Origin of the sequence: Streptococcus sp. E24BD (assembly GCF_041807825.1) — a bacterium.
GTDB lineage: Bacteria > Bacillota > Bacilli > Lactobacillales > Streptococcaceae > Streptococcus > Streptococcus entericus.
This window is the reverse complement of sequence record NZ_JBGTZB010000018.1, coordinates 25,119-49,094: the sequence shown is the minus strand read 5'-3', so window position 1 is coordinate 49,094 and position 23,976 is coordinate 25,119. Positions and strand designations below refer to the sequence as shown.

Sequence of the window (23,976 nt, the reverse complement as noted above, 5' to 3'; positions counted from 1 at the left end):
TCAACAATTTGTTGCTTAAAGTCATCACTAAATTGACGACGGATTTTTCTAGACATAGAGTTCTCCTGTTTTCTTTAGTGTAGAACACTTTATAAATTCTGTCTAGTTTAGTGTAACCGATTCACGTTAACCGTTTGACTTTCAATGTAAGTGTTGGTTACAGCGTTAGTTATTCCAAGATAGTTTCCTTGAACTGAGTTTATTTGCCTAAAAGATCCTCTTTTGTAGAGTTCAACTTGTATATCAAGCTGTAAAGTTGTTCTAGCTACTGTAAATGTTCGGCGTAGAGTGTGTGAGAATTTGTCTCTAGTGGCGTTTCTAAAGGGGCTTCTTGGTAGAATATTAGGTATAAGTTCGATTGTTTCCACGACTTCGCCTGTGTCTAAATCAGTCACGGTAGCAACCTCAATGTTTCCGTTATTGGAGTAGGAAACATCAATATTATCGTGCATATAGTCGTTAACTGTAAATTCTAATTTTTCAAATGACACAACTAGTTCTTCGCCAGTATTAGCACTAGCGACAGTTTGTAAATTAAACAGGGTTAAAAGAGCGACTATCGAAAGTATCAATTTTTTCATTTGAGCTATTCCTTTCTCACGTGAAGCAACTTTTGAGGTCATCATCTTTGAAAAAACGGATTAATGATACCCTTAAAATTAGTGCTGTAGCCACTTTTCTTTCTCCTCCTTTCCAGAGAAAAGTGGCAACAAACAACAGGAAAACGTTTTCTTCGTCTTTGTTCTATCACTTTATAAAATGATTGTCAAAGATTTATGTGCTGTTTTAAAAGATATGAAAAATAATTCTGTGTTATACTTAAAACAAGACTTCCCCATCCTCAACCAGCTGGTCAACGATGAGCCACTGGTCTATCTGGACAGTGCGGCGACCAGCCAGAAGCCGCGGCAGGTCATCGAAGCCGTTCAAGCTTACTACGAAGCAGATAATGCCAATGTCCACCGAGGTGTGCATACGCTGGGCAATCGAGCCACGACTGCCTATGAGGCAGCGCGTGAGACTGTTGCCCGCTTTCTCAATGCGAGCTCTAGCCGAGACATTATCTTTACCAAGGGAACGACAGATAGTCTCAACCTAGTGGCTGGGCTGGCTGGTCAGGTTTTGACCGCAGATGATGAGGTCATTATTTCCATTATGGAGCACCATGCCAACCTCATTCCGTGGCAGCAGGTTTGCCAGCGGACAGGAGCAAAGCTGGTTTATGTGGGGCTGGCAGATGGTGGCTTAGACATGGCGGACTTGCGGGCAAAATTATCGCCTAAGACCAAGTTTGTCAGTCTCTGCCATGTGTCAAATGTGCTAGGGGTGATCAATCCTATCGCAGAGATCGCTCAGTTGGTGCACGACGTGGGGGCTTACTTGGTGGTGGACGCTGCCCAGTCTGCTCCCCATCTGCCCCTTGATGTGCAGGCGCTGGGCTGTGACTTCCTCGCTTTTTCGGGGCATAAGATGTTGGCTCCTATGGGGATTGGTGTTCTGTATGGTAAGGCAGATTTGCTCAACCAATTTGAACCCACGACCTTTGGTGGGGAGATGATTGATTTTGTTTATGAGCAGAGCGCAACTTGGAAAGAAAGCCCTTGGCGGTTTGAGGCAGGAACGCCCAATGTGGCTGGGGCTATCGGCCTTGCGGCGGCTATCGACTATCTGACTCAGCTAGGGGGAGATGCGGTGCACCGCCATTGCCAAGAGCTTCTCGACTATACGCTAGCGGGGCTAAAGAGCATGGACGGTGTGACCATCTATGGGCGGCCGCAGTCTGGACTGGTGTCCTTTAACCTAGAGGGGCTCCACCCCCATGATGTGGCGACGGCGCTGGATTATGAGGGGGTAGCCGTGCGTGCGGGTCACCACTGTGCCCAGCCCCTCAATCGTTACCTAGGCGTGAGCGCAACGGTGCGTGCCAGCTTTTATCTTTATAACACGCTGGCGGACTGTGACAAACTGCTGTTAGCCCTGCAAGCAACCAAGGAGTATTTTGATGGCACTTTCTAAGCTAGACAGCCTCTACAAGGCGGTGGTCACAGATCACACAAAAACCCCTCACCACCGAGGGCTTCTCCCTGAACAGGCTCCCCACACCCTCCACAACCCAACCTGTGGCGACGTCCTTTCTCTCAGCCTTGAGCTGGTGGATGACCGTATCGCTGCGATTGGCTGGGATGGAGATGGCTGTAGCATTTCGCTAGCGTCTGCCTCCATGATGGCGGATAGTGTGTTGGGGCTCAGCGTCACAGACGCTCTCGCCATGGCAGAGCTCTTCTCCCAGATGGTACAGGGAGCCAGTGACCCCAGACAAAAAGAGCTGGGAGATGCCCAGTTCCTCTCAGGGGTGTCTAAGTTCCCCCAACGGATCAAGTGTGCAACCTTAGCGTGGAAGGGGTTGGAAAAGGCGTTGAGCGATATAGAAGACAGATAGTATAGAAGTTACCGTAGGAAAAAGAAAGGACACTTATGTCAGAAACAACGGAAATCATTGAGCCCACACCGATTGACTTGGGCGAGTACAAGTTTGGCTTTCATGATGAGGGCATCGATTTGGTGGCTTCGACCGGCAAGGGGCTGAGTGAGGTGGTCATTCGTGAGCTGTCGCAGGTCAAGGGGGAGCCAGATTGGATGCTGGACTACCGCCTCAAAGCCTATCAAGCCTTTCAAAAGATACCCATGCAGGACTGGGGGGCAGATTTGTCGGAGCTGGATTTTGATGACATCGTTTATTATCAGAAGGCTTCGGACAAACCAGCGCGTTCTTGGGACGATGTGCCAGACAAGATTAAGGAGACCTTCGAGCGGATTGGGATTCCAGAAGCTGAGCGAGCCTATTTGGCTGGTGCGGCTGCCCAGTACGAGTCCGAGGTGGTCTACCACAACATGAAAGAGGAGTTTGAAAAGTTAGGGATCGTCTTCACCGATACCGATACCGCTCTTAAAGAGTACCCTGACCTTTTCAAAAGATATTTTGGCAAGCTCGTTCCGCCAACAGACAATAAGCTAGCTGCCCTTAATGCGGCAGTTTGGTCAGGAGGCACCTTTATCTATGTCCCTAAAGGGGTCAAGTGTGATATTCCCTTGCAGACCTATTTTCGGATTAACAATGAAGGGACAGGGCAGTTTGAGCGGACGCTAATCATCGTTGATGAGGGAGCCAGTGTTCACTATGTGGAGGGCTGTACGGCTCCGACCTATTCGACCAATAGTCTCCATGCTGCCATCGTGGAAATTATCGCCCACGAGGGAGCCTACATGCGCTACACCACCATCCAAAACTGGTCAGACAATGTCTATAATCTGGTGACCAAGCGGGCACGTGCCGAAAAAAATGCCACGGTGGAGTGGATTGATGGCAATCTGGGCGCTAAGACGACCATGAAGTACCCGTCTGTCTACCTTGAGGGTGAGGGAGCGCGTGGCACCATGCTGTCCATTGCCTTTGCCAATAAGGGGCAGGTGCAAGATACGGGGGCCAAGATGATTCACAATGCCCCTCATACTAGCTCGTCGATCGTTTCCAAATCCATCGCCAAAGGCGGCGGTGCAGTCAACTACCGCGGTCAGGTGATCTTTAATAAGAATTCCAAAAAATCGGTTAGCCACATCGAGTGTGATACCATTATCATGGATGATTTGTCCAAATCGGACACCATTCCCTTCAATGAAATCCACAACTCCCAAGTTGCTTTGGAGCACGAAGCCAAGGTGTCTAAGATTTCCGAAGAGCAGCTCTATTATCTCATGAGCCGAGGCCTGTCTGAACAAGAAGCCACCGAGATGATTGTCATGGGCTTTGTCGAACCCTTCACCAAGGAACTACCGATGGAATACGCCGTTGAACTCAACAGACTGATTGCATATGAGATGGAGGGCTCGGTTGGTTAGTGGTCTCAGCGGCTGAATAGCCTAATGGCTACTCAGCTCGAGACCACTCCAACCGAGGTGGCAGATGAGGAAAGCCGTTAGGCTTTCTACTGTGCTCGCTGAAACTCGAAGAGTTTCAGGTGTTTCAATAAGGAATGTCATAGAAACTCTCATAATAGACCATGATGCCCTGGGCTACACGAGCCATAGGGCTCGTTTACACCGAAAGTCTTCCGACAGAAGTGAGTAGTTACTGGTGACCAGTTGAGGCTGGGACAAAAGTCCTAACCTCTCAAGTGATTTTTAATTTTCAAGCAAGGCGCATTGGGTGAGTGGGCTCTAATTCGCTGATTTTATCAGCTTTCACAGCCCTACTCAACTGTGAGGAGGTGGGGCGACTCATCGGATTCTGACGAATGACCGATTTTTGCCCCACTCTCAACACCACCGTTCTGTCGACTGAGGTGATAGGTAGGGATAAGCGAGATTAGGTATAGATTGTTAAAGAAATTGAGCCTACGATTGCTTATTGTTGGTTTTAGACCGTTTATGAGGCGGTAGAAGGGTTTGTTTTATAACTCATGCTAAAACTTTTCAACCTTGTGTAAAAAATAGGGCAATAATCTCTAAAGCTCTGCTATTGTCCAAAAAACGAACCTGCTCCAATTGAGCGGGTTTTGTGATATAATAAGGCTAAGTGAGGTGACTATGGATTTAGAACGTTTAGCGGTTGAGACGCGAGAGATTACAGAGGAGATTATTGAGCGCAGTGGCATTAAGCGAGGGCAGGTTTTTGTCCTTGGCTTATCGTCTAGCGAGGTGAACGGTGGGGTTATCGGCAAAAATTCCAGTCAGGAGATTGGCGAGGTTATTGTCAAAACAGTGTTAGAGAGCTTGACTCGTCGTGGGGTTTATTTAGCAGTTCAGGGCTGTGAGCATTTGAACCGTGCCTTGGTTGTTGAGCGTGAGTTGTCCGAAAAGCTAGGTCTTGATGAGGTGTCGGTCTTGCCGACCTTGCAGGCTGGTGGCTCAGGGCAGGTGGCAGCGTTCAAGTACATGACTGATCCAGTTGTGGTTGAGTTTATTAAGGCTTTTGCGGGTCTGGATATCGGTGACACGGCGATTGGGATGCATGTTAAACACGTGCAAGTGCCTCTGCGCCCCAGTCAGCGTGAGCTAGGTGGTGCTCATGTGACGGCTCTTGCAAGTCGTCCTAAGCTAATCGGCGGTGCTCGATCTAGTTATGCGACGGATGCGATGAGAAAGGCGTGAGTGATGTATCAACTAATTGCTTTTGACATGGATGGCACCTTATTGCGGAGTGACCATACGATTGACCCGGAAACGGTTGCAGCGCTGGGGCGGGCGGATGAGGCTGGCAAAACAGTGGTACTTGCGACAGGACGGTCGGCATCAGAGTTACAGGACTATTTGCCAGTTCTGCCGATGGTTCGTTATGGTGTGCTTGCTAGTGGTGGTTTGATTTATGATTTTTCTACGGAGACAGTTTTGGCAAAAAAATCCTTATCAGCTGAGGTTGTTGCGACTGTCTGTGATTTATTGGATAGAGAAGATGTTTTTGTCGTGGTGATGGCTGACGGGCAAGGTTATGTGCAGTCCAGTCAATTTAATCGGATAGAGGCCTTTTATATGGAGCAGTTTAGACAGCTCTATCTGGATACGGCAGTCTTTGTATCTGATTTAAACCAACTCTTAGCAGAGAAAGCCTGTGAGAAAATCAACATCTACTTTAAAACACCCGAGTTGAGAGAAGCCTATGCGGATCAGTTGGCTAGCTCGGCTATTACCCTTGTAAAAGCCGAACGAACAGGTCTTGAGTTGACCGCCCAAGGCGCAGATAAGGGGGCAGGCTTACAGCTGCTCTGTCAGCGATTGGGTTTTGGGATGGCGGAGGTTATCGGTGTTGGCGATAGTGATAATGACCGTACCATGTTGCAAGAATCAGGTATGGGGCTGGCGATGGGCAACGCCAAACCCAGTATCAAGGCTCTGGCTAACCATGTTGTGCCAACAAACGATGAGGGTGGCTGCGTGGAAGCTATTGAGCGTTACTTGCTAAGATCGTGATGCTCGATTGAAAAACAGAAAAATAAGAATCGGTAGCCTGGGTGAGCTACCGATTGTTTTAGTTTTCTAACGTTTTGCTGTGATGCCAGCCTCTTGCAAGGTTTTTTGAAATAGTTGATAGAAGGTGTAGTAGACACTTTCTTGCTTGCCGTTTTCAACCAGCAGTTCCACACGGTAAATGGTCGACTGGTCTAGGGCTTTTCGAGCGCCTAGATAAGTGGGGCTGTCCAGAACATGTGGGTGGTCAGCAGCGGCTTGATTGCCGACCTCTGTTAACAAGCTGTTAACGTGATCAAAATTAGTATCAAAAGGCAGTGGCAGGTCAATCTGGACACGGCGATTGCCCCGTGAGTAGTTTGAGACGTAGGTAATGTGACGGTTTGGGATGATATGAATGGTGCCGTCACTGCTTTTGAGCTGAGTGGTTCGGATGCCTAGGTTAGTGACTTTACCTGCGATATTTTGGATAACCACCTGATCGCCCACATCGTATTGGCGTTCAATTAAGATAAAGGCACCATTGATTAAATCTGTTAAAAAGCCCTGTGCCCCCAGTCCAATGGCTAAACCAGCGATACCAGCGCCAGCAATAAGGCTGGACACAGGTACACCGATAACAGCCAGAATCCCATAGCCTGTTAAAAAGAAAATGGTGTGGTCAGAAAGGCTCAAAAAGAGCTTGACCAAGGTTTGCTGACGGGCAAGGTCTTGGGCAGTGAAGGGTGGGGTTTTAGAGCTCAGCCATTTGACCAGAAAATGGGCGAGGCGCCTAGCGAGCCAAGACAGTAGGAGAATCAGAAGAGTGTAGGCCGTTTTTGCACCGAGTGAAGTCAAGAGTTGGTCCCAGTCAAGGGTCAGCACATCGTTAATCAGAGTTTTCATAGCCCTAGTCTAGCAAAAAAAGGCTGACTTGTCACCTGTTGGGAGATGACCAAGAAAATTGTCGAGGTTGGCTATAACTTGTTTAGAATGGTTCTTATTTGAGGATACCTGTTATACTAAGTATAACAGGTATTGATTTAACAATCAATACCTTAACCCCAATGGTCAAACAAGAAGGAGGAGACCGTGATTCTATTACAAGATATTTTACAGTTTTCAGAGGAAGAATTGCCACGGGTACGAGTGAAGTTCAATAATTGGACAGGTGAAAATCCCTTGCAGAATTATTTAGCCGATCCTGAAACAGTTGATAATTTTAATCTTTTTTGGAGAAATAAAAATCGGAATTATTCTGTTGGCGATATTGCAGTAAATCTCGTCCAAATGGGGCATGATAAATGGTTGTTGACGACCATCAAGCGGGTAACGAAAGAGCTAGGCGTTACTTTTGGACAAAATTATGAGGGTCAGGTAGTGGAGAAGTATTCACCTTATTTTGCTAGGGTTATTCTACATTGCAAACGTCCGGGTCGAGCTCCTGTCTTTGGGTTTCAGACAGTAGCTGACTCTTTAGAGGTTTATGAGATTTTACCAGAGATTTATGGAGGTGAAGCCTTTCCGGGGTATGACAACCTTTGTCTTTCTTATCAACAGTTAGAACTGATTTTACGCTTGGGTAAAAAAGATTGGCTTACCGCTTTGACCAATCAAAAAGCTGTTTACCTCATTACGGACCGTCACACTGGAAAGCTCTATGTTGGCTCGGCAACGAGTGACGCGGGCATGCTCTTGCAACGCTGGCAGTCCTATATTGCCAATGGACATGGTGGTAACAAGGGATTGAAAAAGGTCATTGACAGTGAAGGATTCGACTATGTTAAGGAACATTTTCAATACAGTCTACTAGAAAATTACAATGCTAAGGTTGATGATACCTATATCTTAAAACGTGAAAGTTATTGGAAAGAAGTTCTGCAAAGTAGAGCATTCGGCTATAATGAGAATTAGGAGGGGATATGAGTCAGTGGATGAGAGACTATGAACGTCAGCAATTTGAACATAAAATGACTAGTGAGGCCGAACGCCAGAATGAGTTGTTAAGCCTTCAAATGGCTAGAGAAGAGAGCTACCGTAAGGAACAAAAAGAGAAGAGCTATCAGGATAGAATTTACCAGTTACGACTAGCTTTAGCACAAGCTAGTGATAGCTATCAAAGAGAGCAGATTCAGCTGTTGCTAGACGAAGCAACTGCTGATTATGAAGCCTACTTGGAACAGTTAAGAAAGGAACGTAGATTATCATTGCTATCACTATGATAGGAGCTGTTATTCTTATACCGTTTGTCGCATTTGCTACTTTGGATCTGATGGCTAGTAATAAGAAAGATAGAGAGGAATTGCGGGCAGATGGTTTTTCTAAAACGGATCACAGCACCATCTCCTCTTCACAAGGGAAGCAGGAATTGCTAGCGAGCTCTTCCTCTTCAGTCGTTATTGAGCCAAGTCAGGTAAAAGAAACCTCTGAATCCATTCAAGGTGATTTTCATGAATTTACAGTTGATGTCACAGTCACAGACCTCAATATTCATCAAGCTCCAAGTCTATCTGCCAGTGTCGTGCGTATCATTCCTCAGGGAACCTATACTATTGTACAAACCAGTCAGTCTGGTGGGCAATATTGGGGAAAACTGAAATCGGGTGAAGGTTGGATTATCTTGGATATGATTACTTTTAGAGAAGCTGAACGAACAGGTGTTAATCAGTTGGATTTGACGACAGAGCAGGTTCAAAAGTGGGTCCGTGCCTCTTTTTTGAGAAGTGTTAGCAAGAGAAATAAGATTTATGCAGAGGAGCTAAAGAACGTTCCTGTTGAGGTTAAAAAGGAAATAGACGGTCTGGTCTATGCCAAAGTTTTATTGTCAGAATCGGTTTTGGCAGACTTGGCACAGAGTCAGCCGCGATTTTATCCAAGAGAAGCAGAGTATCGTATTAATCAAGATGGTGAGTTGGAACGATTGGAACCTGATTTGAAAGGAGAAGATGGGCAAAGTAGTGCGATCAGCTACTACTGGGAGTACGATTCAGATAGTTATTTTGAAAGCTGGTGAGTTTGCTCTGCCATTTCCCCTAAAAATATGCTACAATAGTCCTATGAAAGACACAGATATAGTCTACGGCGTACATGCCGTGATGGAAAGTTTACAAGCTAACACTGGCAACAAGCTCTATATTCAGGATGACCTGCGAGGCAAGAATGTCGACAAGGTCAAGGCACTTGCGGCGGAGAAAAAGGTCTCTATTTCATGGACGCCGAAAAAGACCCTGTCCGAGATGACGGACGGTGCGGTGCATCAGGGCTTTGTCCTGCGCGTGTCGGAATTTGCGTATACGGACTTGTCGGTCATTTTGGACATGGCAGAGCAGGCAGATAATCCCCTTATCCTCATCCTTGATGGGCTCAATGACCCACATAACTTTGGCTCAATCCTGCGGACAGCTGATGCTACAAATGTGACAGGGATTATCATCCCCAAACACCGTGCAGTTGGTGTGACGCCTGTTGTCGCTAAAACCTCGACAGGAGCAGTTGAGCATGTCCCTATTGCTCGCGTGACCAATCTCAGCCAAACCTTGGATAAGCTCAAAGCTGCAGGTTTTTGGATTTTTGGGACAGACATGGACGGGACACCATCTACCAAATGGAACACCGCAGGCAAGGTTGCCCTTATCATCGGCAATGAAGGCAAAGGCATTTCAGCTAATATTAAAAAACAAGTCGATGAGATGGTGACCATTCCCATGAGTGGGCATGTCCAAAGCCTCAATGCCAGTGTCGCGGCAGCCGTACTCATGTACGAAGTCTATCGGAATCGGTTGAGTTAATGAGACAGACAATCTATAGCATTATTTCTGTTGAGGGACGGGCGAGCATCTGGGCAAAATGTTATGATGGCATGATGATTGGGGTCATTTTGCTTAGTTTGTTGCCCCTGATGAGCAAGGGAACAAGCCCCATCATGACAGGTATCGAGCAAATTGTTGCCATTATTTTTGCCTTTGACTACTTACTCAGGCTAGCGACCGCTGATTTCTACCTCAAAAAAGGCTCCTTGTCTTTTTGGCTCTACCCCCTAACCTTTCTAGCCTTTATTGATGCCATTAGTTTTTTGGCTGCCTTGCCCTTGGTTAACAACAGTTTCCGCCTGCTCAAGGTTTTTCGTCTCATTCGATCACTCAGGGTCTTCAAAATTTTTCGTTATTCTAAAAATATTCAACTTGTTGTAACGGTCCTTAGAAAGCAAAGCGAGTCATTGTTGTTGGTGGCTGTCTTTGCTTTAGCTTATATCTTTATTTCCGCTCTGGTCATGTTTAATCTTGAACCGCATCAGTTTCATCAATTTTTAGACGCTCTTTATTGGGCAACAGTGACATTGACTACTATTGGCTATGGTGATCTTGTTCCACAGACAGATTGGGGCAAATTGCTGACCATCTTCAGCTCTATTATTGGCATTGGTGTGGTTGCCTTGCCTGCAGGGATTATCACAGCGGGATATTTGGAGGAAATAACAGCACGTGAAAAATAAAAAAACAGCGTTTTCAATCGCTGTTTTTTAGTGTATAATAGACCTATCATATACAAGGAGAATCTAATGAAACGTTTAATTTCTTGCTATGCGAGCGACATCGAGAACATCACCAAAGATGAACTCAAACAGGCTATTTTGACCAGTGAAGGTCGGACGATTTTGGGGGAGACTGTGGTGACAGCTGCTCCCCTGATTGAAGGGGTTACTAACGCAGAGATGATGGCGACGTTTGGTTGTGACCTCTTGGTGCTTAATGAGTTTGACGTGTTTGACAAGAGCATCGTCGGCTTTTACACTTGTGACAATCCTATCGCTGAAATCAAGCGCCTGACAGGTCGTCCCATTGGAATCAACTTAGAACCTGTCGACAAGACCCAAACCGTCCTTGGTGAGCAGGTACACATTTCCCTCGGTCGTCAGGTCAATGAGCAGAGTCTCAGAGCAGCTCGTGAGCTGGGTGTTGATTTCATCATGCTGACAGGGAACCCATCAACTGGAGTGTCTCTGGCTGCCATCAAAGAAGCTATCGTTTTGGCTAAAGAACACTTTGGTGGCCTCATTTTCGCAGGGAAAATGCATGGGGCAGGGCTGGGAGAACCGGTGGTCAACCCTGAAGCCCTCAGAGACTTTATTGCACTTGGTGCTGATGGGGTTCTCGTACCAGCTGTAGGGACAGTACCTGGCGTACGTGAGGAGGGGCTTGCTGATATCGTTGCTGACCTCAAAGCCCAAGGTGCCTTAGTCATGTCGACTATCGGCACTAGTCAGGAAAGTGCAGACCTCCAAACCATCAGAGACTTTGGTCTCAGCAATAAGCGTGTTGGCACAGATATTCACCACATTGGTGATGGGGGTTATGGACGCATGCCTGACCCAGAGAACATCATGGCATTAAGCATTGCTGTTCGAGGCAAGCGGCATACCTATTTCCGCATGGGACAATCTGTCCGCCGTTAAATCAAGCAAAGGAGATTAGATGACCTGTATTTTTTGTGACCTCATCACCCCAGAGCAAATTCTTTTAGAAAGTGATCAGTTCAAGCTTGTTTTTGATATTGATCCTATTCAAACAGGTCATTTGCTATTGTTCAGCAAGCGTCATGTCTTGAGCATGGCAGACCTCTCGTTATCAGAGCGTCATGAGTTGGTTGACTTAGAAGCTAGGCTAATCGCCCTGTTGGAAGCCCATCTACCGATTGATGGGGTTACTCTGGCAAGCAACGACAAGGGGTTGATTGACGAAGGAACGCATTTTCATGTTCATCTGATTCCGCGATGCACTGGAGATGGTTTTTGGGATAAGATTGACCTTGAAACTTGTCAGTGGGAGTTGGAGACATTTTTGAAAGCTCTCTAAGTTGACAGGATAAGCAGAGGACAAGACAGTGTGGTCGCATTCCTATCCTGACCTTTAGGTATAATCAATTGGAGTGTGGGACAAAAAGCGGTCATTCGTCAGAATTCGATGAGTCGTTAGTCCACTCAACCGCTGTGCCTTGCTTGAAAATTAAACATCACTTGAGAGGTTAGGGCTTTTGTCCCGGCCTCCTTTTTTAGTCATAAAACAAGTAAAAAGTTAATAATAAAAATCTTTTTGTAAAATATACTTGACAAAATTCATCTAAAGGAGTAGACTGAAGGTAACTTAAACATACAGGAGGGTTGCGATGTTTTCCAAACAAGACCTTGTTAAGAACCAGTGGTTAGCCATTGTTCTGACCAGCGCCGTAGATGGGCTAGCCTTACTGGTTGCGTTGACAGCTGAGGATAACTTTCTCATCAAGCTAGCATGGGCGGTAGTCGTTTTGACAACACTTTTTTTGCTGGGACTAGTCATGGGGCTCAGGACGGCTAAACTGCTCCAGCATAAGATTGATACAGGCGATTTGTCTGATTCTCGCTTGCGCCGACTCAACACTAGACCTGTTTATGACGAACGGCAGCAAAGTTTCCTGCTTAGAAGCTATGCTGTTGGTTTTTGGTATGCCATGGCGGTGTTTGTTTTCTCCATCTTCGTCGGTCGGTTTTGGTCTGATGTCATCTCACTTGACTTCATGGTGGTGCTAGGGCTCTATGGCGGCGTGGGATTGACCATGACCTTGGCCAATCTCAAGGGCGTCTCCCCCTTCGTTGATGACCACTTTGGGAGACAGGGTCAGCTGGTGGGTTGGATTGCCACGCTTTTTGGGCTGCTCATCACCCTATCCTCTCTTTTAGGGACAATAGCAGAGCAGGAGATATTAAGCACCCTCTTTATCAGAGGGGGGTCAGGTTCGCTCTTCGTTTTAGGACTTTGCCTCTTTAGCATGGGGGCTAGCATCCTCTATCGCCGTTATCAGGACAAGAAAGAGGAGGACGAGTAGATGGTGATGTTACTGGCGCTAGTGTATGTGGTCTTTCTAGTTAAGCTAAATCAGTCTAAGAGACTAACTACCAAGCAGGGAGCGGCTTTCTTATGGCTTTATCTGGTGGCTAACCTTGTGTGGACAACGTCTCAAAAGCCCTTGAACTGGGGAGCTGGCCTAGTGGTTTTAGGGGTCGCCTTGCTTACTCAGATTTTGAGCAGTTGGCTCAAGCAAAGAAAGTAGGTGAGAGATGAAAAATCTTCGTTTAAAGGCTGCTCGGGCTGGGAAAGACCTCTCCCAGCAAGCCTTAGCAGAGCTGGTTGGTGTCTCGCGCCAGACCATTTCTGCCATCGAAAAAGGAGACTATAACCCAACCATCAACCTCTGTATCGCGATTTGCAAGGTTTTAGATAGGACCTTGGATGACCTGTTTTGGGAAGGATGAGTATAGGAAATGCAGGCAGAAACGTCTGTTGACCATCTGTGTTCGTTTAGCCATCAGATTTTTACCAAGAAATGGCAGCAGCATTTTACTGATGGAGTGCATCATTCATCAAACATTCACATTATGGCTAAAGAGTTTTGGTAAGGGAGGACTACAATTGGTTGTTCGGTGGCAGTTGATATCCCTTGGCTTGTCAACTGTCTAGGGCGAGCCTTGAGACGAGAAAACGAGCAGCAGTCAGGGAAAAGCTTTTTTTGGGCTGATCGAGGAGACGATTTCGAGCGTCAATCCTATCTTTCAGACGGTTTTTAAAACTTTCTTGAAGAATAAAGACAAGATTGTCAACGCCTTGAAACTGCCTTACTCAAACGCTAAACTAGAGGCGACAAACAACCTTATCAAGGTCATTAAACGGAATGCCTTTGGTTTCAGAAACTTTGAAAACTTCAAAACTCGCATTTTCATTGCCATAAACATAAAACGAGAGAAGACAAGAACTGTCCTCTCTCGGTGTTAAGTGGGTCAACCCACTACAGTTGACAATGAGTCAAGAAACCCGCATCTGGTCAATTGACCAGATGCGGGTTAACAGAGTGTGATTAGTCCTCACGTTTTCTCAGGCTAGTCAATCCTAGAGCCGCAACAAGGGCTGCACCGTCAAGAAGAGCTAGGCTAGAGCTTGCCTCACCGGTATTTGGCAAGGTTAGTTTGCTAGCAGCAGGTGCACTGCCAGCTGGGGTTGGCGCTATTGGCGCTGAGCCAGTCGGCTGCGTTACTGGTATATCAGTTGATGTTCCAGGGGTTGACACTACTGTAGCTGGTTTGTAAACAATACCATACTCACTGAAGTGCTCTGCCGTGAAAATCACGACTTTCTGAGTTTGACCAGAAACAGTTGTCACCTCAGCAGTGCGGAATGGCAGGCTGTCTGCCTTGTCACTGTTTGGCAGGTAAACCACTGTGGCGACTTCCTTACCCGCATCCACAGGCAGGCTAACTTCGGCACGACCAGCCATCTTGATGATCTTACCATGTTTGTCAACCAATTCGATGTCGAAGAGGTCGTAGTCCGCACCCTTCAGAACTGATGGAGTCGCCACATGACCAGTTTCCTTAGCCACAATCCGAAGAGCAACAATATTAGCATCCTCTCCCTCAGACAAGAGCACCTGAATACCTGTCGCCTTATCTTCCAAGATACGGGCTGGTGTCACAGCTGGTTGAGTTGGATCAGCTGGTGGGGTCACAAGGTTAGTACCAACCCTCTCACGCTTAGGCTTAGCAGGCTTAACAGGGATGGTCTCCACAACCTCTGTACCAGATTCCGTCAACTCATCATCAACATAAGTATCTAGATAAACATGAATTTCCTCACCTGCTTCCCCATCTTCAATGATGATTCGACCTTGTTCTAAGCTGTCATCATTGACGCGAACTGTATCGACTGGGATAGGGATAACCACTGATACACGGCGTTCTTTCTGGCTAACTACCTTGCGTTCCAATCCTGCGATGGCTACTTTAAGCGCTGTATTGGCTGCATCAATAGCCTCCTGATTATCAGCCGCAGTGTAGACTGCAATGGCATCACGAACGGCTTGATCGAAGGCAGCAAGTCCAGCTGCTCTATACTCGTCGCGAGCAATCTCTCCTGCTTGATAGAGGGTATTGCGCAAGTAAGATAGGGTAACTGGAACTTCTGTCGATGGGGTTACCGTTACCACAGGGGTCAATTCTGCTACCGCAACAACCTTGTTCACACGTGCAGGACTCCAGTGATGGGTTTCAAGGGCTGTGAAGCGGAAGAATTTGGCTGTCACAGGCGTGAAGTCCATCGGAGTTGACGCAATACCGTCAACCATGTTAATGGTGTTGTCCGCATTGCCATTGGTAAAGGTCACGCGGTTAAAGGTCTGACCGTCTGTGCTGTATTCCAGGAAGGCTTTTTTAACATTACCAACCGCATTGGCAATCTGACGTGGAGTATAAAGGACACGCCCGACTTCCTGAGCTTCAGCTAATTCAATGGTCAAGCGCTGTGGTTCAACCGTGTTGTCCTTATTGGGGTTGCTTGCCCAGTAAGTTGTTGGGTTCTTATCTGTGGCAGAGCCTGCTGGACGTTCACCACCATCGTTGGGGTCAAAGCTGGTTGCTGTTGGCGCACCCAATTCGGTTGCGACTTCATGCGGACGAGGGGATACTTGATCAAAGAGTGCTGGGGCTGACTGGAAGTCTCTAGCCTTGTCTTCTAAGATAAAGCGGCTGATGCTGCCATCAAAGTCTGGCGATGCCACACGGAGAGTTGATTTTTCCAGCAAGTCATTGACCTTGGTCTTATCATGAGCAGTATTATGAAGCTGACCGTCAATAAAGAGCTTGAGGCTACCATTTTTCTCACGGACAGCGGTGATAACGGCTTCCTGATCTGGTTGAATGAGGACATCCGCGGTACCACGGTCAGCTGCCTTGAGGGTGCTAAATGGTGCCGAAGTCACCTGCAAGCCCTTGACATCAAAGATGACACGACCAGCCTCGTCAACAGACAGGCGCCATTGACCATCTTGTTCAGCGATGGTTTGGTTGAGGCTGTTGAGGGTGACTTTTGCTGTCACAGAGAAGGGACCACGACCCTCGATGCCCTCTTTGAGCAGAGGCGTCGCCTTGTCCACAGCTGTGATGTCTTCAATCACGCCCTGATTGTAGGCTGTCACGAACAAGGTGCCTGTCGCCTTGTTTGGTCTTGGGGCATTGTCTGCGACATCGGTGTAGGTTACTTCTGCCACTTGGCGATCGTTCAGAGGGGTGCCCAGGGTCAGAACAGCTGTTCTCAGGTCTTTGTTGTAGGTAACTGCTGTCACCGTATTTCCTGCGACAGCAAAGCTGGCTCCTGTCGGCAAGATCCGCTCATCAAACTCAATGCTGATGATGTTATCAGCGATAGCTTTTGCCACCAAAACCTCAGGCGCCTTGGTGTCCGCCGTTTTCGAAAACTGGAAGATGACGGTTTCATAAGGTTTGAGGGTCAGGCTGATTTGGTCGCCATAGTTGGTCAAAGCGGTGCTATCATGGCGCTTGTCGCCGTGAACAGTGGTTCGGTGCATGCCAGTCATGCCCTCACGCACCCCGACCAGGCGATCCAGGGTAATGGTGTAGGTCTGCTCGCTGTTAATCGGGTTCCGAATGGAGAGGATACCAGTCTCCTCATCCCAGGCAGAGTAGCCGTAAACCTCACCGTGACCTGGCTTGCCGCCGTGAAACTTGGCGTGTTTTAGGGTCTCGTAGTTGGCTTCAATCCAGTTGACCACCTCACCGTTGACCTGCCACTTCTCATCATCCATCATGTTGTAGCTGTAGTAGAACTCCCAGAAGCCTGTGCCACGGGTTCCCAGCATGAAGAGATAGGTTCTCAGGTCTTCAGCAGAGAAGTTGATTTTTGGTCGTTGACCTTGGGCGTTTGGCTCCAACTTCTTACCAGAATTGGCGGTATTCCCGTAAACTGGATCATGGTTGTAGATGTTAGCAAATGGCAACTGCCACTTGCGGAGGTTGACCAGTTCCTCGTAACGGTCGTCACGATAGGTAATGGCTTCCGCAGCATCATTACCGAAGTCCAGATGGGCGTATTGATCCTTCTTAACATGGTCTTGGTAGTCCACGTCAGCCGCATTTTGCATCCAGATGGAGTTGACCCATTGCAGGAACCATGGTGATGGTGGAATGTAAGAGGTCAGGTTAATCCACATCTTATCAGGGTCAGTTGACTCCCGACGAATGGTTTCATAGAGACCAATCCAGCGTTCATGAGCCTCGGTCATGGAGTACATGTTTCGGTGACCACCACCGATGAAGTTGTCGTTTGGATCGGTATCGGAGCGTGGATTGAGCAGGAGACCATCTAGCTTCCAATAGTTGATGTCAAATTCCTTGTCGTAGTTGGCAAAGAGATTGTCCATGCCCTCAACATAACGTTTGTCACCAATGTAAACCACACCAGCATGCTTAGACGCCTTGCCTTGGCGAACCAGGTTGTCCGCCAGTCGACCAGGCTCAGAATAACCGCCCTGAGGGCCGACCCAAAGACCGAAGTCTGAGCCGAAACGTTTAACCTGCTTACTGGAATCGTAGAGCTTATTAGGGAATTTCTGGTTGAAATCCCATAGAGTCGTCATGTCTTGCCAGCCATCATCCACAACGTAGGAATGAAGTGGCGATACTCCGCCATTGACAAAGCCACGCTCAATCTCATTGAAGCTGGACTGGATGTTGTCAGCCGTGATATTGAGCATGTGGTCGAACCAAGAGTTGTACTGCTTACGGAAATAGGTATCCTGACCAATTTTGGAAATGTAATCGTAGAAATCCTGCTGGATAACCTGATAGTCATCTGAACGGGCGACACCGACAACCGTGTTCCAGGTTCGAGTGTTGCCTGACGCATCCACTCCCAGTTGAGCCAAGGTTTTACCAGAATAGTAGCGAGAAATCATCTGGTTCTTGCCAGCCTCAACGGTATTGAGGGCAACAGGGAATTCTGAACCCGTGTAGAAGCTCTTGATGTAGACTGGCTGACCAAGACCCGCATAGAAGCCGTTAAAGCCTGCCATCTCAGCAATGGCTGCCTGGTTTGAGAAATCATGGACACGATCCGTCGCCTTAATCTTAAAGGACTGAAGGTCGATAGTGTCAATGGTTAAACGTTCACGATTAGCCTCAGGCACTGATAAAAGCAAATGAGCCTGACTAAACTTGCTGTCCTTGGCTAAATCAACCACGTATTTAACGGTAACGGGAACGTTTTGGTAAACATGCGGTTTGAAAGTGAAGGTCAGTTTTTCCCCTTCGTTTGAACGCTCACGCTGAATGCCATTTTCAGCCAGAATCAGCTTGTCTAGGCTGATTTGGTATTGATCAAGGTGAGCTTCCATACGGGCAGTGTAGTCAGCGACTTTTTGAGCCTGCTCTGCGATGAGCGTCGTTGCTGAACGGTCAGAGACGTCGAATTCAGCCGCTGCTGCAAATGGTTGACCATTTTGGGCTGACAGGGCTTCAAACTTAATGGTTTTGACATTGGTCAAGCGACGTCCCAGGTCAATAAACTGAATCTGACTTGGGTTGTCAGTGATGGTGCCAGCTTTAATTTCTTCATAATCGACAGCACCATCTGCCTTGGCATAAATCTTGTAATCCTTAATCAGACCATTCTGCCCACCATCTTGACGAGGCACATAGATAAAGGTTTCAAGGTCTCTAGGGGTTGGTAAGGTGATTTCAACATGGGCAGGCAGGGTGTTTGGGGTGCCGATACCATTGTTGTAGTTGCTGTGCCAAATGGTGCCCAAATTATTGTCCTGAGCTAGGGCAACAGCACCCTCACGCGCCCCTGCATTGGCGGCCGAGTTGGTCGTCACCGTCCAACTGGCCTTATCCTGGGCATAAGGTTCGTAGCTCGGCGGGGTTGGACGGGTGCTTGGATCAGTCTCTTTGAACCGGATCACAAACTCCTTAGACCCCTCTTGGAATTCCAAACGATCGCTACCATCGGCTAATTTATTTTCAATGCTGGTGGTGCGAAGCTTGCCATCCTGAACCTCAAAATGCCTAGCGATAGCCTCATTTTCCAAGGCAATGCTTTGGTTGGTCACCGCAATCGTGGTCACTTCTGGGGCTGGACTATTGGCGACGAGATTGGCTTCTTCCGCTGTTGAAACCCCTGTCTCAGCTGTCGGGGTTGCTCCCTGACCAGTTGGGGCTGGGCTTGTACCTTCAGTATCAGCCTTAACCTCCACGCCTGATAAAAAGCTCATCCCAATGATGACCGAGCAGACGCCGACGGTCAATTTACGGATGCTAAACTGACTTTTCTTGGTGAACAAGTGCTTGTTCATAGAAATCCCTCCTTTTTGTAATCGTTTACTAACTCTTTGATTATAGTATAACTAGCCTAGAAAATCAAGTGTTTTTGTGCGAACTTGTTTTATTTTTGAAAAATATAAACAATTGATAACAAAGGAAAACGTGGCAACTAGAGCAAACAAGCTACCAGCTCTGCTATTTTCCCAAAAATGTGCTATAATAAAAAGGACATCAATTTTTTGGAGAAAGACGTGAGTATAGAAGACTATATACCGACCTTTGTGGTCGAAGCGGTTTATGATTTGCGACCTGATGCCTTGCGTGCGCAAGGGATTAAGGCTGTTTTGGTGGATTTGGACAATACCCTGATTGCCTGGAATAATCCTGATGGGACGCCGGAATTGCGGGGCTGGTTGGATGAGATGACAGAGGCTGGTCTGCCTGTGGTGGTCGTGTCCAACAACAAGCAGTCGCGGGTAGAGCGTGCGGTGGAGCGGTTCGGTGTTGATTTTGTTAGCCGTGCCATGAAACCTTTTGCTTACGGTATTAACAAGGCGATTGCCCGTTATGGCTTTGGCCGCGATGAGGTAGTTATGGTCGGCGATCAGCTGATGACCGACATTCGAGCAGCTCATCGGGCGGGTATCCGCTCCATTCTGGTTCGTCCCTTGGTGACCACCGATGCTTGGAACACCAAAATCAACCGCTTTAGAGAGCGTCGGGTCTTGCAGAAAATCGAAGACAAGTATGGTCAGCTCACCTATCAACGGCAATTATCGGAGGTAACTTATGACGTTTCTCGTGAAATTACTGATTAGTCTAGTGGCTTTTGTCATCAGTTTTGGTGTGATTTTTGGCCTCTTTCGTCTATCCTATACTTTTTTGCCCTATCTCAGTGCGATTTTTCTCGGCACCTTGCTGGCAAATCTGGGTAGACGGCTTTATACACATCACTTAGAAAGTAAAAAGAAATGAACGACACCTTACACTGTATCGGCTGTGGCGTTGCCATTCAGACAACCGATAAGGCTGGTTTGGGCTTTACGCCTCAGTCAGCACTCGATAAGGGCTTAGAAACAGGAGAGCTCTACTGTCAGCGTTGTTTCAGGCTCCGCCATTACAACGACATCACGGATGTCTCGAATTCTGATGATGAGTTTTTGAGACTGCTCCACGAGGTTGGCGACAGCGACGCCTTGGTGGTTAATGTGGTGGACATCTTTGACTTCAATGGTTCCATTATCCCGGGGCTCCCGCGCTTTGTGTCAGGCAATGATGTCCTCTTGGTCGGCAATAAAAAAGACATTTTGCCCAAGTCTGTCAAGGATGGCAAGGTGACCCAGTGGCTGACCGAGCGATCGCATGAAGAGGGCATTCGTCCTGTTGATGTCCTATTGACTTCTGCTCAAAACAACTATGCCATTAAAGAGTTGATCGCAAAGATTGACCACTACCGCAAGGGCAGGGATGTCTATGTGGTTGGCGTGACTAATGTCGGTAAGTCCACCCTGATCAATGCCATCATTCAGGAAATCACGGGCGACAAGGACGTGATCACGACCTCTCGCTTTCCTGGGACGACCTTGGACAAGATTGAGATTCCCTTGGACGATGGCAGCTATATCTATGACACACCGGGTATTATCCATCGCCATCAGATGGCGCATTACCTGTCCGACAAGGCCCTCAAACTAGTCACTCCTAAAAAGGAAATCAAGCCCAAAACCTACCAGCTCAATCCTGGACAGACCCTTTTTCTCGGCGGTCTGGCACGGTTTGACTATCTTTCTGGGGAAAAGCAGGGCTTTACAGCTTATTTGGACAATAACCTGCAGCTCCACCGTACTAAGCTAGCTGGGGCAGATGCCTTCTATGACAAGCATGTCGGCGGTCTCTTGACCCCGCCTGCTAGCAAGGGAGCGGCTGAGTTTCCTAAGCTGGTCAAGCATGACTTTACCATCACCGAAAAGAGCGACATCGTTTTTTCAGGACTGGGCTGGATTCGGGTTGGCAGTGCTGGCAAGGTCTCCGCTTGGGCACCAGAAGGTGTCGCTGTGCTCAAGAGAAAGGCGATTATCTGATGAAGAAAGTTGTGATAGTGCTACTTGGTTTGTTGCTGGCTGGGCTTGTCTATTGGCAGGGGCCTGGGTCAGCACCTAGCTTACCAGAAGCAGGAGAGATGAGTGCGATTACGCTTTCGACAGAAAAAGACACAGCGTTTTGGTCTCACCTGATACGCCTCTTCGGATAGAAGACGAGGAGACAATCGCGTCTTTTCTTGAGACCCTTTCTCAGTCCCACAAGACCCGTCAAAAATCGGTCAATGATGTCCCTTATGCTGAGCGTTATGCCAGAGTTGAAATGATATTCAAGCCCGGGCAGAATTATGCCATTGCTTATCTCTATCCAGAGGGAAGGACGACCTATTTAGAACGGTCTTATACCGGCATCTACAAACTCAACATACCTATCGACAAGTGGCTCGAGACGGTCAACTAGACTGCTCTGCCATTTTCCTAAAAAAGAAAGAAGAAATCATGACATTAACTTCAAAACAGCGGGCTTTTCTCAATAGCCAAGCCCACAGCCTCAAGCCGATTGTGCAGATTGGTAAAAACGGTTTGACTGATGAAATCAAGACCTCTATCCGTCGGGCTTTGGACGCTCGTGAGCTGATTAAAGTCACCCTCTTGCAGAACACGGACGAAAACATCCACGAGGTGGCAGAAATCCTCGAAGACGAAATCGGTCTGGATACCGTTCAAAAAATCGGTCGGATTTTGATTTTGTTTAAGCCATCTGCTAAGAAAGAAAACCGTAAATTATCTATAGAAGTACGAGAGATTTAGGAGGAAGGCCTATGCCGATTGAACTCTTAACCCCCTTTACCAAGGTTGAGTTAGAAACAACAGAAAAAACGACCAACCGCCGTCAGGTTGGGATTTTGGGTGGCAATTTTAACCCTGTACATAACGCCCATCTGGTTGTGGCGGATCAGGTTCGCCAGCAACTGGGTCTGGATGCGGTCTATCTCATGCCTGAGTATAAACCGCCCCATGTTGATAAAAAAGAGACTATTGATGAAAACCATCGGCTAGAGATGCTCAAGCGCGCCATTGCTGGCGTTGAAGGGCTAGGTATCGAAACCATTGAGCTGGAGCGTCAGGGCATTTCCTATACCTACGACACCATGAAACTCTTAACCGAGAAAAACCCTGAAACCGATTATTACTTTATCATTGGTGGCGACATGGTCGAGTACCTGCCCAAGTGGCACCGCATTGATGAACTGGTCAATCTCGTTCAGTTTGTCGGCGTTCAGCGTCCTCGCTACAAGGCAGGAACGTCCTATCCTGTCATTTGGGTCGATGTTCCTCTCATGGACATCTCCTCCAGTATGGTGCGTGACTTCATCAAAAAGGGGCGCACGCCCAACTACCTCCTTCCCCACGAGGTGCTGGATTATATTGAGGAAGAGGGGCTCTACCGATGATCTACGAACCCTACATTTCCCTCTCACGCGAGGCGCTTTTAAGGGTCATAGCAGAGCAGATGAGTGAGAAGCGTTTCCGCCATGTCTTAGGCGTGGAGAGGGTTGCCTTGGAGCTCGCCGATCGCTACGCTTGCGACCCTGTTAAGGCCAGTCTTGCGGCACTCCTGCATGACTACGCCAAGGAGCAACCAGATAGCGTTTTTCTTGACCTCATTGACCGTTACCAGTTGAACCCAACCCTCAAAACTTGGGGCAATAACGTCTGGCACGGTCTGGTCGGACGTTACCTCATTACAGAGCAGTTTGGGCTGACAGATGAGGAGATCTTGACCGCCATCGCCCGTCACACCGTAGGGGCAAGTGACATGACACTCCTTGACAAGGTTATCTACGTCGCTGACTATATCGAACCAGGCAGAGATTTTCCAGGTGTGGAGACTGCTCGCCAGCTGGCAGCAGAAGACCTTGATAAAGCCGTCGCCTACGAAACAGCAAGGACTATTGAACACTTGACTTACAAGGGACTGCCGATTTATCCCCAGACCCTGGAGACCTATAATGCTTATGTGAGGTATCTATGATTGCCTTGAAACCTGTTGATGAGACCAGCTTTTATCAGGTCTTACAACTAACGGTGCGTGAGGAGCAAAGACACTGGGTCGCCGATAATGCGACGTCTCTTGCTGAGTGCTGGATTTATCGTGACAATGGCGATGTCTTTCCTAATGCTGTCTGGGCAGGAGATGAGGTGGTCGGTGGTCGGATTTGTCCTGCTGGATATTGATGCAGAAGAGAATCAGTACATGATCTGGCGGCTGATGATTGACCAAACGCATCAAGGCAAAGGCTACGGTCGTGCGGCAGTGGAAGCGGTCATTGCGCTCGCAACAGCTGACCCCGTCTGTGACCATGTACGGGCAGATTATGTCAAGGGGAATGTTCAGATGGCTGGCTTGCTCACTCGCTTGGGCTTTGAAGTCTTTGACCAAGACGAGCGTGAATTTTATACAAAACGAAAAATAAGGAAAACCAATGACGAAAGAAAGATTAGTAGAAGTGATTGTGAAAGCCGCTGATGAAAAGCGAGCAGAGGATATTGTGGTGTTGGACTTGGCAGGCTTGACCAGCATGACGGACTATTTTGTCATCATGACAGCGACCAATTCGCGCCAGCTGGAAGCCCTAGCGGATAATATCCGTGAAAAGGTGAAGGAAGCTGGGCATGATTCCAGCCACATTGAAGGCGACAGCAAGGGGGGCTGGGTGCTCCTAGACCTCAATGACGTCATCGTCCACATCTTTAGCGATGATGACCGAGCCCACTACAACCTCGAAAAACTCTGGCATGAAGCCTCAATGGTCGATGTGGCAGAATTTATTGCATAGCAATGAACCCTTGTCAGCT

Annotated in this window: 29 protein-coding genes and 1 pseudogene; 27 read left to right on the top strand and 3 right to left on the bottom strand. The window is 47.7% G+C overall.

The annotated features are described in order from the left end of the window. Positions 1–107: 107 nt before the first annotated feature. Complete coding sequence (locus ACERC5_RS05950) at positions 108–581, bottom strand: hypothetical protein (RefSeq protein WP_373658885.1); 474 nt, start codon at positions 579–581, stop codon at positions 108–110. A 214-nt stretch (positions 582–795) separates the two neighbouring features. On the opposite strand from ACERC5_RS05950, the gene ACERC5_RS05945 reads away from it, so the two are divergent. The 5 genes from ACERC5_RS05945 to ACERC5_RS05925 all read left to right on the top strand — a co-directional run bounded on the left by ACERC5_RS05945 (position 796) and on the right by ACERC5_RS05925 (position 5,964). Next, positions 796–2,016, top strand: coding sequence for an aminotransferase class V-fold PLP-dependent enzyme (locus tag ACERC5_RS05945; RefSeq protein ID WP_373658886.1), 1,221 nt, complete (start codon positions 796–798; stop codon positions 2,014–2,016). After that, on the top strand, positions 2,003–2,440 hold the full coding sequence (gene sufU / locus ACERC5_RS05940; RefSeq protein ID WP_373658887.1) for a Fe-S cluster assembly sulfur transfer protein SufU: 438 nt from the start codon (positions 2,003–2,005) through the stop codon (positions 2,438–2,440). The genes ACERC5_RS05945 and sufU overlap by 14 nt, the downstream gene beginning before the upstream one ends. 35 nt (positions 2,441–2,475) lie before the next feature. Further along, positions 2,476–3,897, top strand: a complete 1,422-nt coding sequence (gene sufB / locus ACERC5_RS05935; RefSeq protein ID WP_373658888.1) for a Fe-S cluster assembly protein SufB — start codon at positions 2,476–2,478, stop codon at positions 3,895–3,897. Positions 3,898–4,584: 687 nt separating this feature from the next. Then, positions 4,585–5,148, top strand: a complete 564-nt coding sequence (locus tag ACERC5_RS05930; protein WP_373660393.1) for a TIGR01440 family protein — start codon at positions 4,585–4,587, stop codon at positions 5,146–5,148. Positions 5,149–5,151: 3 nt separating this feature from the next. Continuing rightward, positions 5,152–5,964, top strand: coding sequence for a Cof-type HAD-IIB family hydrolase (locus ACERC5_RS05925; protein ID WP_373660392.1), 813 nt, complete (start codon positions 5,152–5,154; stop codon positions 5,962–5,964). Between the two features lie 66 nt (positions 5,965–6,030). Here the strand turns inward: ACERC5_RS05925 and ACERC5_RS05920 are convergent, their stop codons facing one another. After that, entirely contained in the window at positions 6,031–6,846 is an 816-nt protein-coding gene (locus ACERC5_RS05920; protein ID WP_373660391.1) for a mechanosensitive ion channel family protein, read from the bottom strand. A gap of 186 nt (positions 6,847–7,032) precedes the next feature. Here ACERC5_RS05920 and ACERC5_RS05915 point away from each other — a divergent pair, with 186 nt between their 5' ends. The 11 genes and pseudogenes from ACERC5_RS05915 to ACERC5_RS05865 all read left to right on the top strand — a co-directional run. Next, positions 7,033–7,854, top strand: coding sequence for a GIY-YIG nuclease family protein (locus ACERC5_RS05915; protein WP_373660390.1), 822 nt, complete (start codon positions 7,033–7,035; stop codon positions 7,852–7,854). A gap of 8 nt (positions 7,855–7,862) precedes the next feature. After that, on the top strand, positions 7,863–8,162 hold the full coding sequence (locus ACERC5_RS05910) for a hypothetical protein (RefSeq protein WP_373660389.1): 300 nt from the start codon (positions 7,863–7,865) through the stop codon (positions 8,160–8,162). A 50-nt stretch (positions 8,163–8,212) separates the two neighbouring features. After that, complete coding sequence (locus ACERC5_RS05905) at positions 8,213–8,953, top strand: hypothetical protein (protein WP_373660388.1); 741 nt, start codon at positions 8,213–8,215, stop codon at positions 8,951–8,953. Positions 8,954–8,996: 43 nt separating this feature from the next. Next, positions 8,997–9,728, top strand: coding sequence for a 23S rRNA (guanosine(2251)-2'-O)-methyltransferase RlmB (gene rlmB / locus ACERC5_RS05900; protein WP_373660387.1), 732 nt, complete (start codon positions 8,997–8,999; stop codon positions 9,726–9,728). Then, positions 9,728–10,432 (top strand): ion transporter, encoded by a 705-nt coding sequence (locus tag ACERC5_RS05895; RefSeq protein WP_373660386.1) that lies wholly within the window; start codon positions 9,728–9,730, stop codon positions 10,430–10,432. Before rlmB ends, ACERC5_RS05895 begins: the two co-directional genes overlap by 1 nt. 66 nt (positions 10,433–10,498) lie before the next feature. After that, positions 10,499–11,392, top strand: coding sequence for a haloacid dehalogenase-like hydrolase (locus tag ACERC5_RS05890; protein ID WP_373660385.1), 894 nt, complete (start codon positions 10,499–10,501; stop codon positions 11,390–11,392). A 19-nt stretch (positions 11,393–11,411) separates the two neighbouring features. Continuing rightward, positions 11,412–11,792 (top strand): HIT family protein, encoded by a 381-nt coding sequence (locus tag ACERC5_RS05885; RefSeq protein WP_373660384.1) that lies wholly within the window; start codon positions 11,412–11,414, stop codon positions 11,790–11,792. Positions 11,793–12,102: 310 nt separating this feature from the next. Next, entirely contained in the window at positions 12,103–12,798 is a 696-nt protein-coding gene (locus tag ACERC5_RS05880) for a hypothetical protein (RefSeq protein ID WP_373660383.1), read from the top strand. Then, positions 12,799–13,023 (top strand): hypothetical protein, encoded by a 225-nt coding sequence (locus ACERC5_RS05875; protein ID WP_373660382.1) that lies wholly within the window; start codon positions 12,799–12,801, stop codon positions 13,021–13,023. It begins immediately after the preceding gene. Positions 13,024–13,030: 7 nt separating this feature from the next. Beyond that, complete coding sequence (locus tag ACERC5_RS05870) at positions 13,031–13,225, top strand: helix-turn-helix transcriptional regulator (RefSeq protein ID WP_018367605.1); 195 nt, start codon at positions 13,031–13,033, stop codon at positions 13,223–13,225. A gap of 238 nt (positions 13,226–13,463) precedes the next feature. Then, positions 13,464–13,742 (top strand): annotated as a pseudogene (locus tag ACERC5_RS05865) (transposase); the annotation flags it as partial. A gap of 82 nt (positions 13,743–13,824) precedes the next feature. On the opposite strand, the gene ACERC5_RS05860 reads toward ACERC5_RS05865, so the two are convergent. Beyond that, positions 13,825–19,110 (bottom strand): discoidin domain-containing protein, encoded by a 5,286-nt coding sequence (locus ACERC5_RS05860; RefSeq protein ID WP_373660381.1) that lies wholly within the window; start codon positions 19,108–19,110, stop codon positions 13,825–13,827. Positions 19,111–19,329: 219 nt separating this feature from the next. On the opposite strand from ACERC5_RS05860, the gene ACERC5_RS05855 reads away from it, so the two are divergent. The 11 genes from ACERC5_RS05855 to rsfS are packed head-to-tail and all read left to right on the top strand — an operon-like array spanning position 19,330 to position 23,957. Continuing rightward, entirely contained in the window at positions 19,330–19,896 is a 567-nt protein-coding gene (locus ACERC5_RS05855; RefSeq protein ID WP_373658902.1) for a YqeG family HAD IIIA-type phosphatase, read from the top strand. Next, complete coding sequence (locus ACERC5_RS05850) at positions 19,868–20,053, top strand: hypothetical protein (RefSeq protein WP_373658903.1); 186 nt, start codon at positions 19,868–19,870, stop codon at positions 20,051–20,053. Before ACERC5_RS05855 ends, ACERC5_RS05850 begins: the two co-directional genes overlap by 29 nt. After that, complete coding sequence (yqeH, locus tag ACERC5_RS05845) at positions 20,050–21,159, top strand: ribosome biogenesis GTPase YqeH (protein WP_373660380.1); 1,110 nt, start codon at positions 20,050–20,052, stop codon at positions 21,157–21,159. The genes ACERC5_RS05850 and yqeH overlap by 4 nt, the downstream gene beginning before the upstream one ends. After that, the gene (locus tag ACERC5_RS05840) at positions 21,159–21,329 is read left to right on the top strand and encodes a hypothetical protein (RefSeq protein WP_373658906.1); all 171 of its coding nucleotides are present in this window, start codon (positions 21,159–21,161) and stop codon (positions 21,327–21,329) included. Before yqeH ends, ACERC5_RS05840 begins: the two co-directional genes overlap by 1 nt. Continuing rightward, positions 21,299–21,577, top strand: a complete 279-nt coding sequence (locus ACERC5_RS05835; RefSeq protein ID WP_373658907.1) for a DUF5301 domain-containing protein — start codon at positions 21,299–21,301, stop codon at positions 21,575–21,577. Before ACERC5_RS05840 ends, ACERC5_RS05835 begins: the two co-directional genes overlap by 31 nt. 38 nt (positions 21,578–21,615) lie before the next feature. Continuing rightward, positions 21,616–21,927, top strand: a complete 312-nt coding sequence (gene yhbY, locus ACERC5_RS05830; RefSeq protein WP_373658908.1) for a ribosome assembly RNA-binding protein YhbY — start codon at positions 21,616–21,618, stop codon at positions 21,925–21,927. Positions 21,928–21,938: 11 nt separating this feature from the next. After that, on the top strand, positions 21,939–22,571 hold the full coding sequence (locus ACERC5_RS05825; protein ID WP_373658909.1) for a nicotinate-nucleotide adenylyltransferase: 633 nt from the start codon (positions 21,939–21,941) through the stop codon (positions 22,569–22,571). Continuing rightward, complete coding sequence (gene yqeK / locus ACERC5_RS05820; RefSeq protein WP_373660379.1) at positions 22,568–23,152, top strand: bis(5'-nucleosyl)-tetraphosphatase (symmetrical) YqeK; 585 nt, start codon at positions 22,568–22,570, stop codon at positions 23,150–23,152. The genes ACERC5_RS05825 and yqeK overlap by 4 nt, the downstream gene beginning before the upstream one ends. Then, a complete protein-coding gene (locus ACERC5_RS05815) occupies positions 23,149–23,355 on the top strand; it encodes a hypothetical protein (protein WP_373658911.1) in 207 nt (68 codons plus the stop codon). Before yqeK ends, ACERC5_RS05815 begins: the two co-directional genes overlap by 4 nt. Next, entirely contained in the window at positions 23,315–23,647 is a 333-nt protein-coding gene (locus ACERC5_RS05810; protein WP_373660378.1) for a GNAT family N-acetyltransferase, read from the top strand. The genes ACERC5_RS05815 and ACERC5_RS05810 overlap by 41 nt, the downstream gene beginning before the upstream one ends. After that, positions 23,604–23,957 (top strand): ribosome silencing factor, encoded by a 354-nt coding sequence (gene rsfS, locus ACERC5_RS05805; RefSeq protein ID WP_373660377.1) that lies wholly within the window; start codon positions 23,604–23,606, stop codon positions 23,955–23,957. The genes ACERC5_RS05810 and rsfS overlap by 44 nt, the downstream gene beginning before the upstream one ends. Positions 23,958–23,976 lie beyond the last annotated feature (19 nt).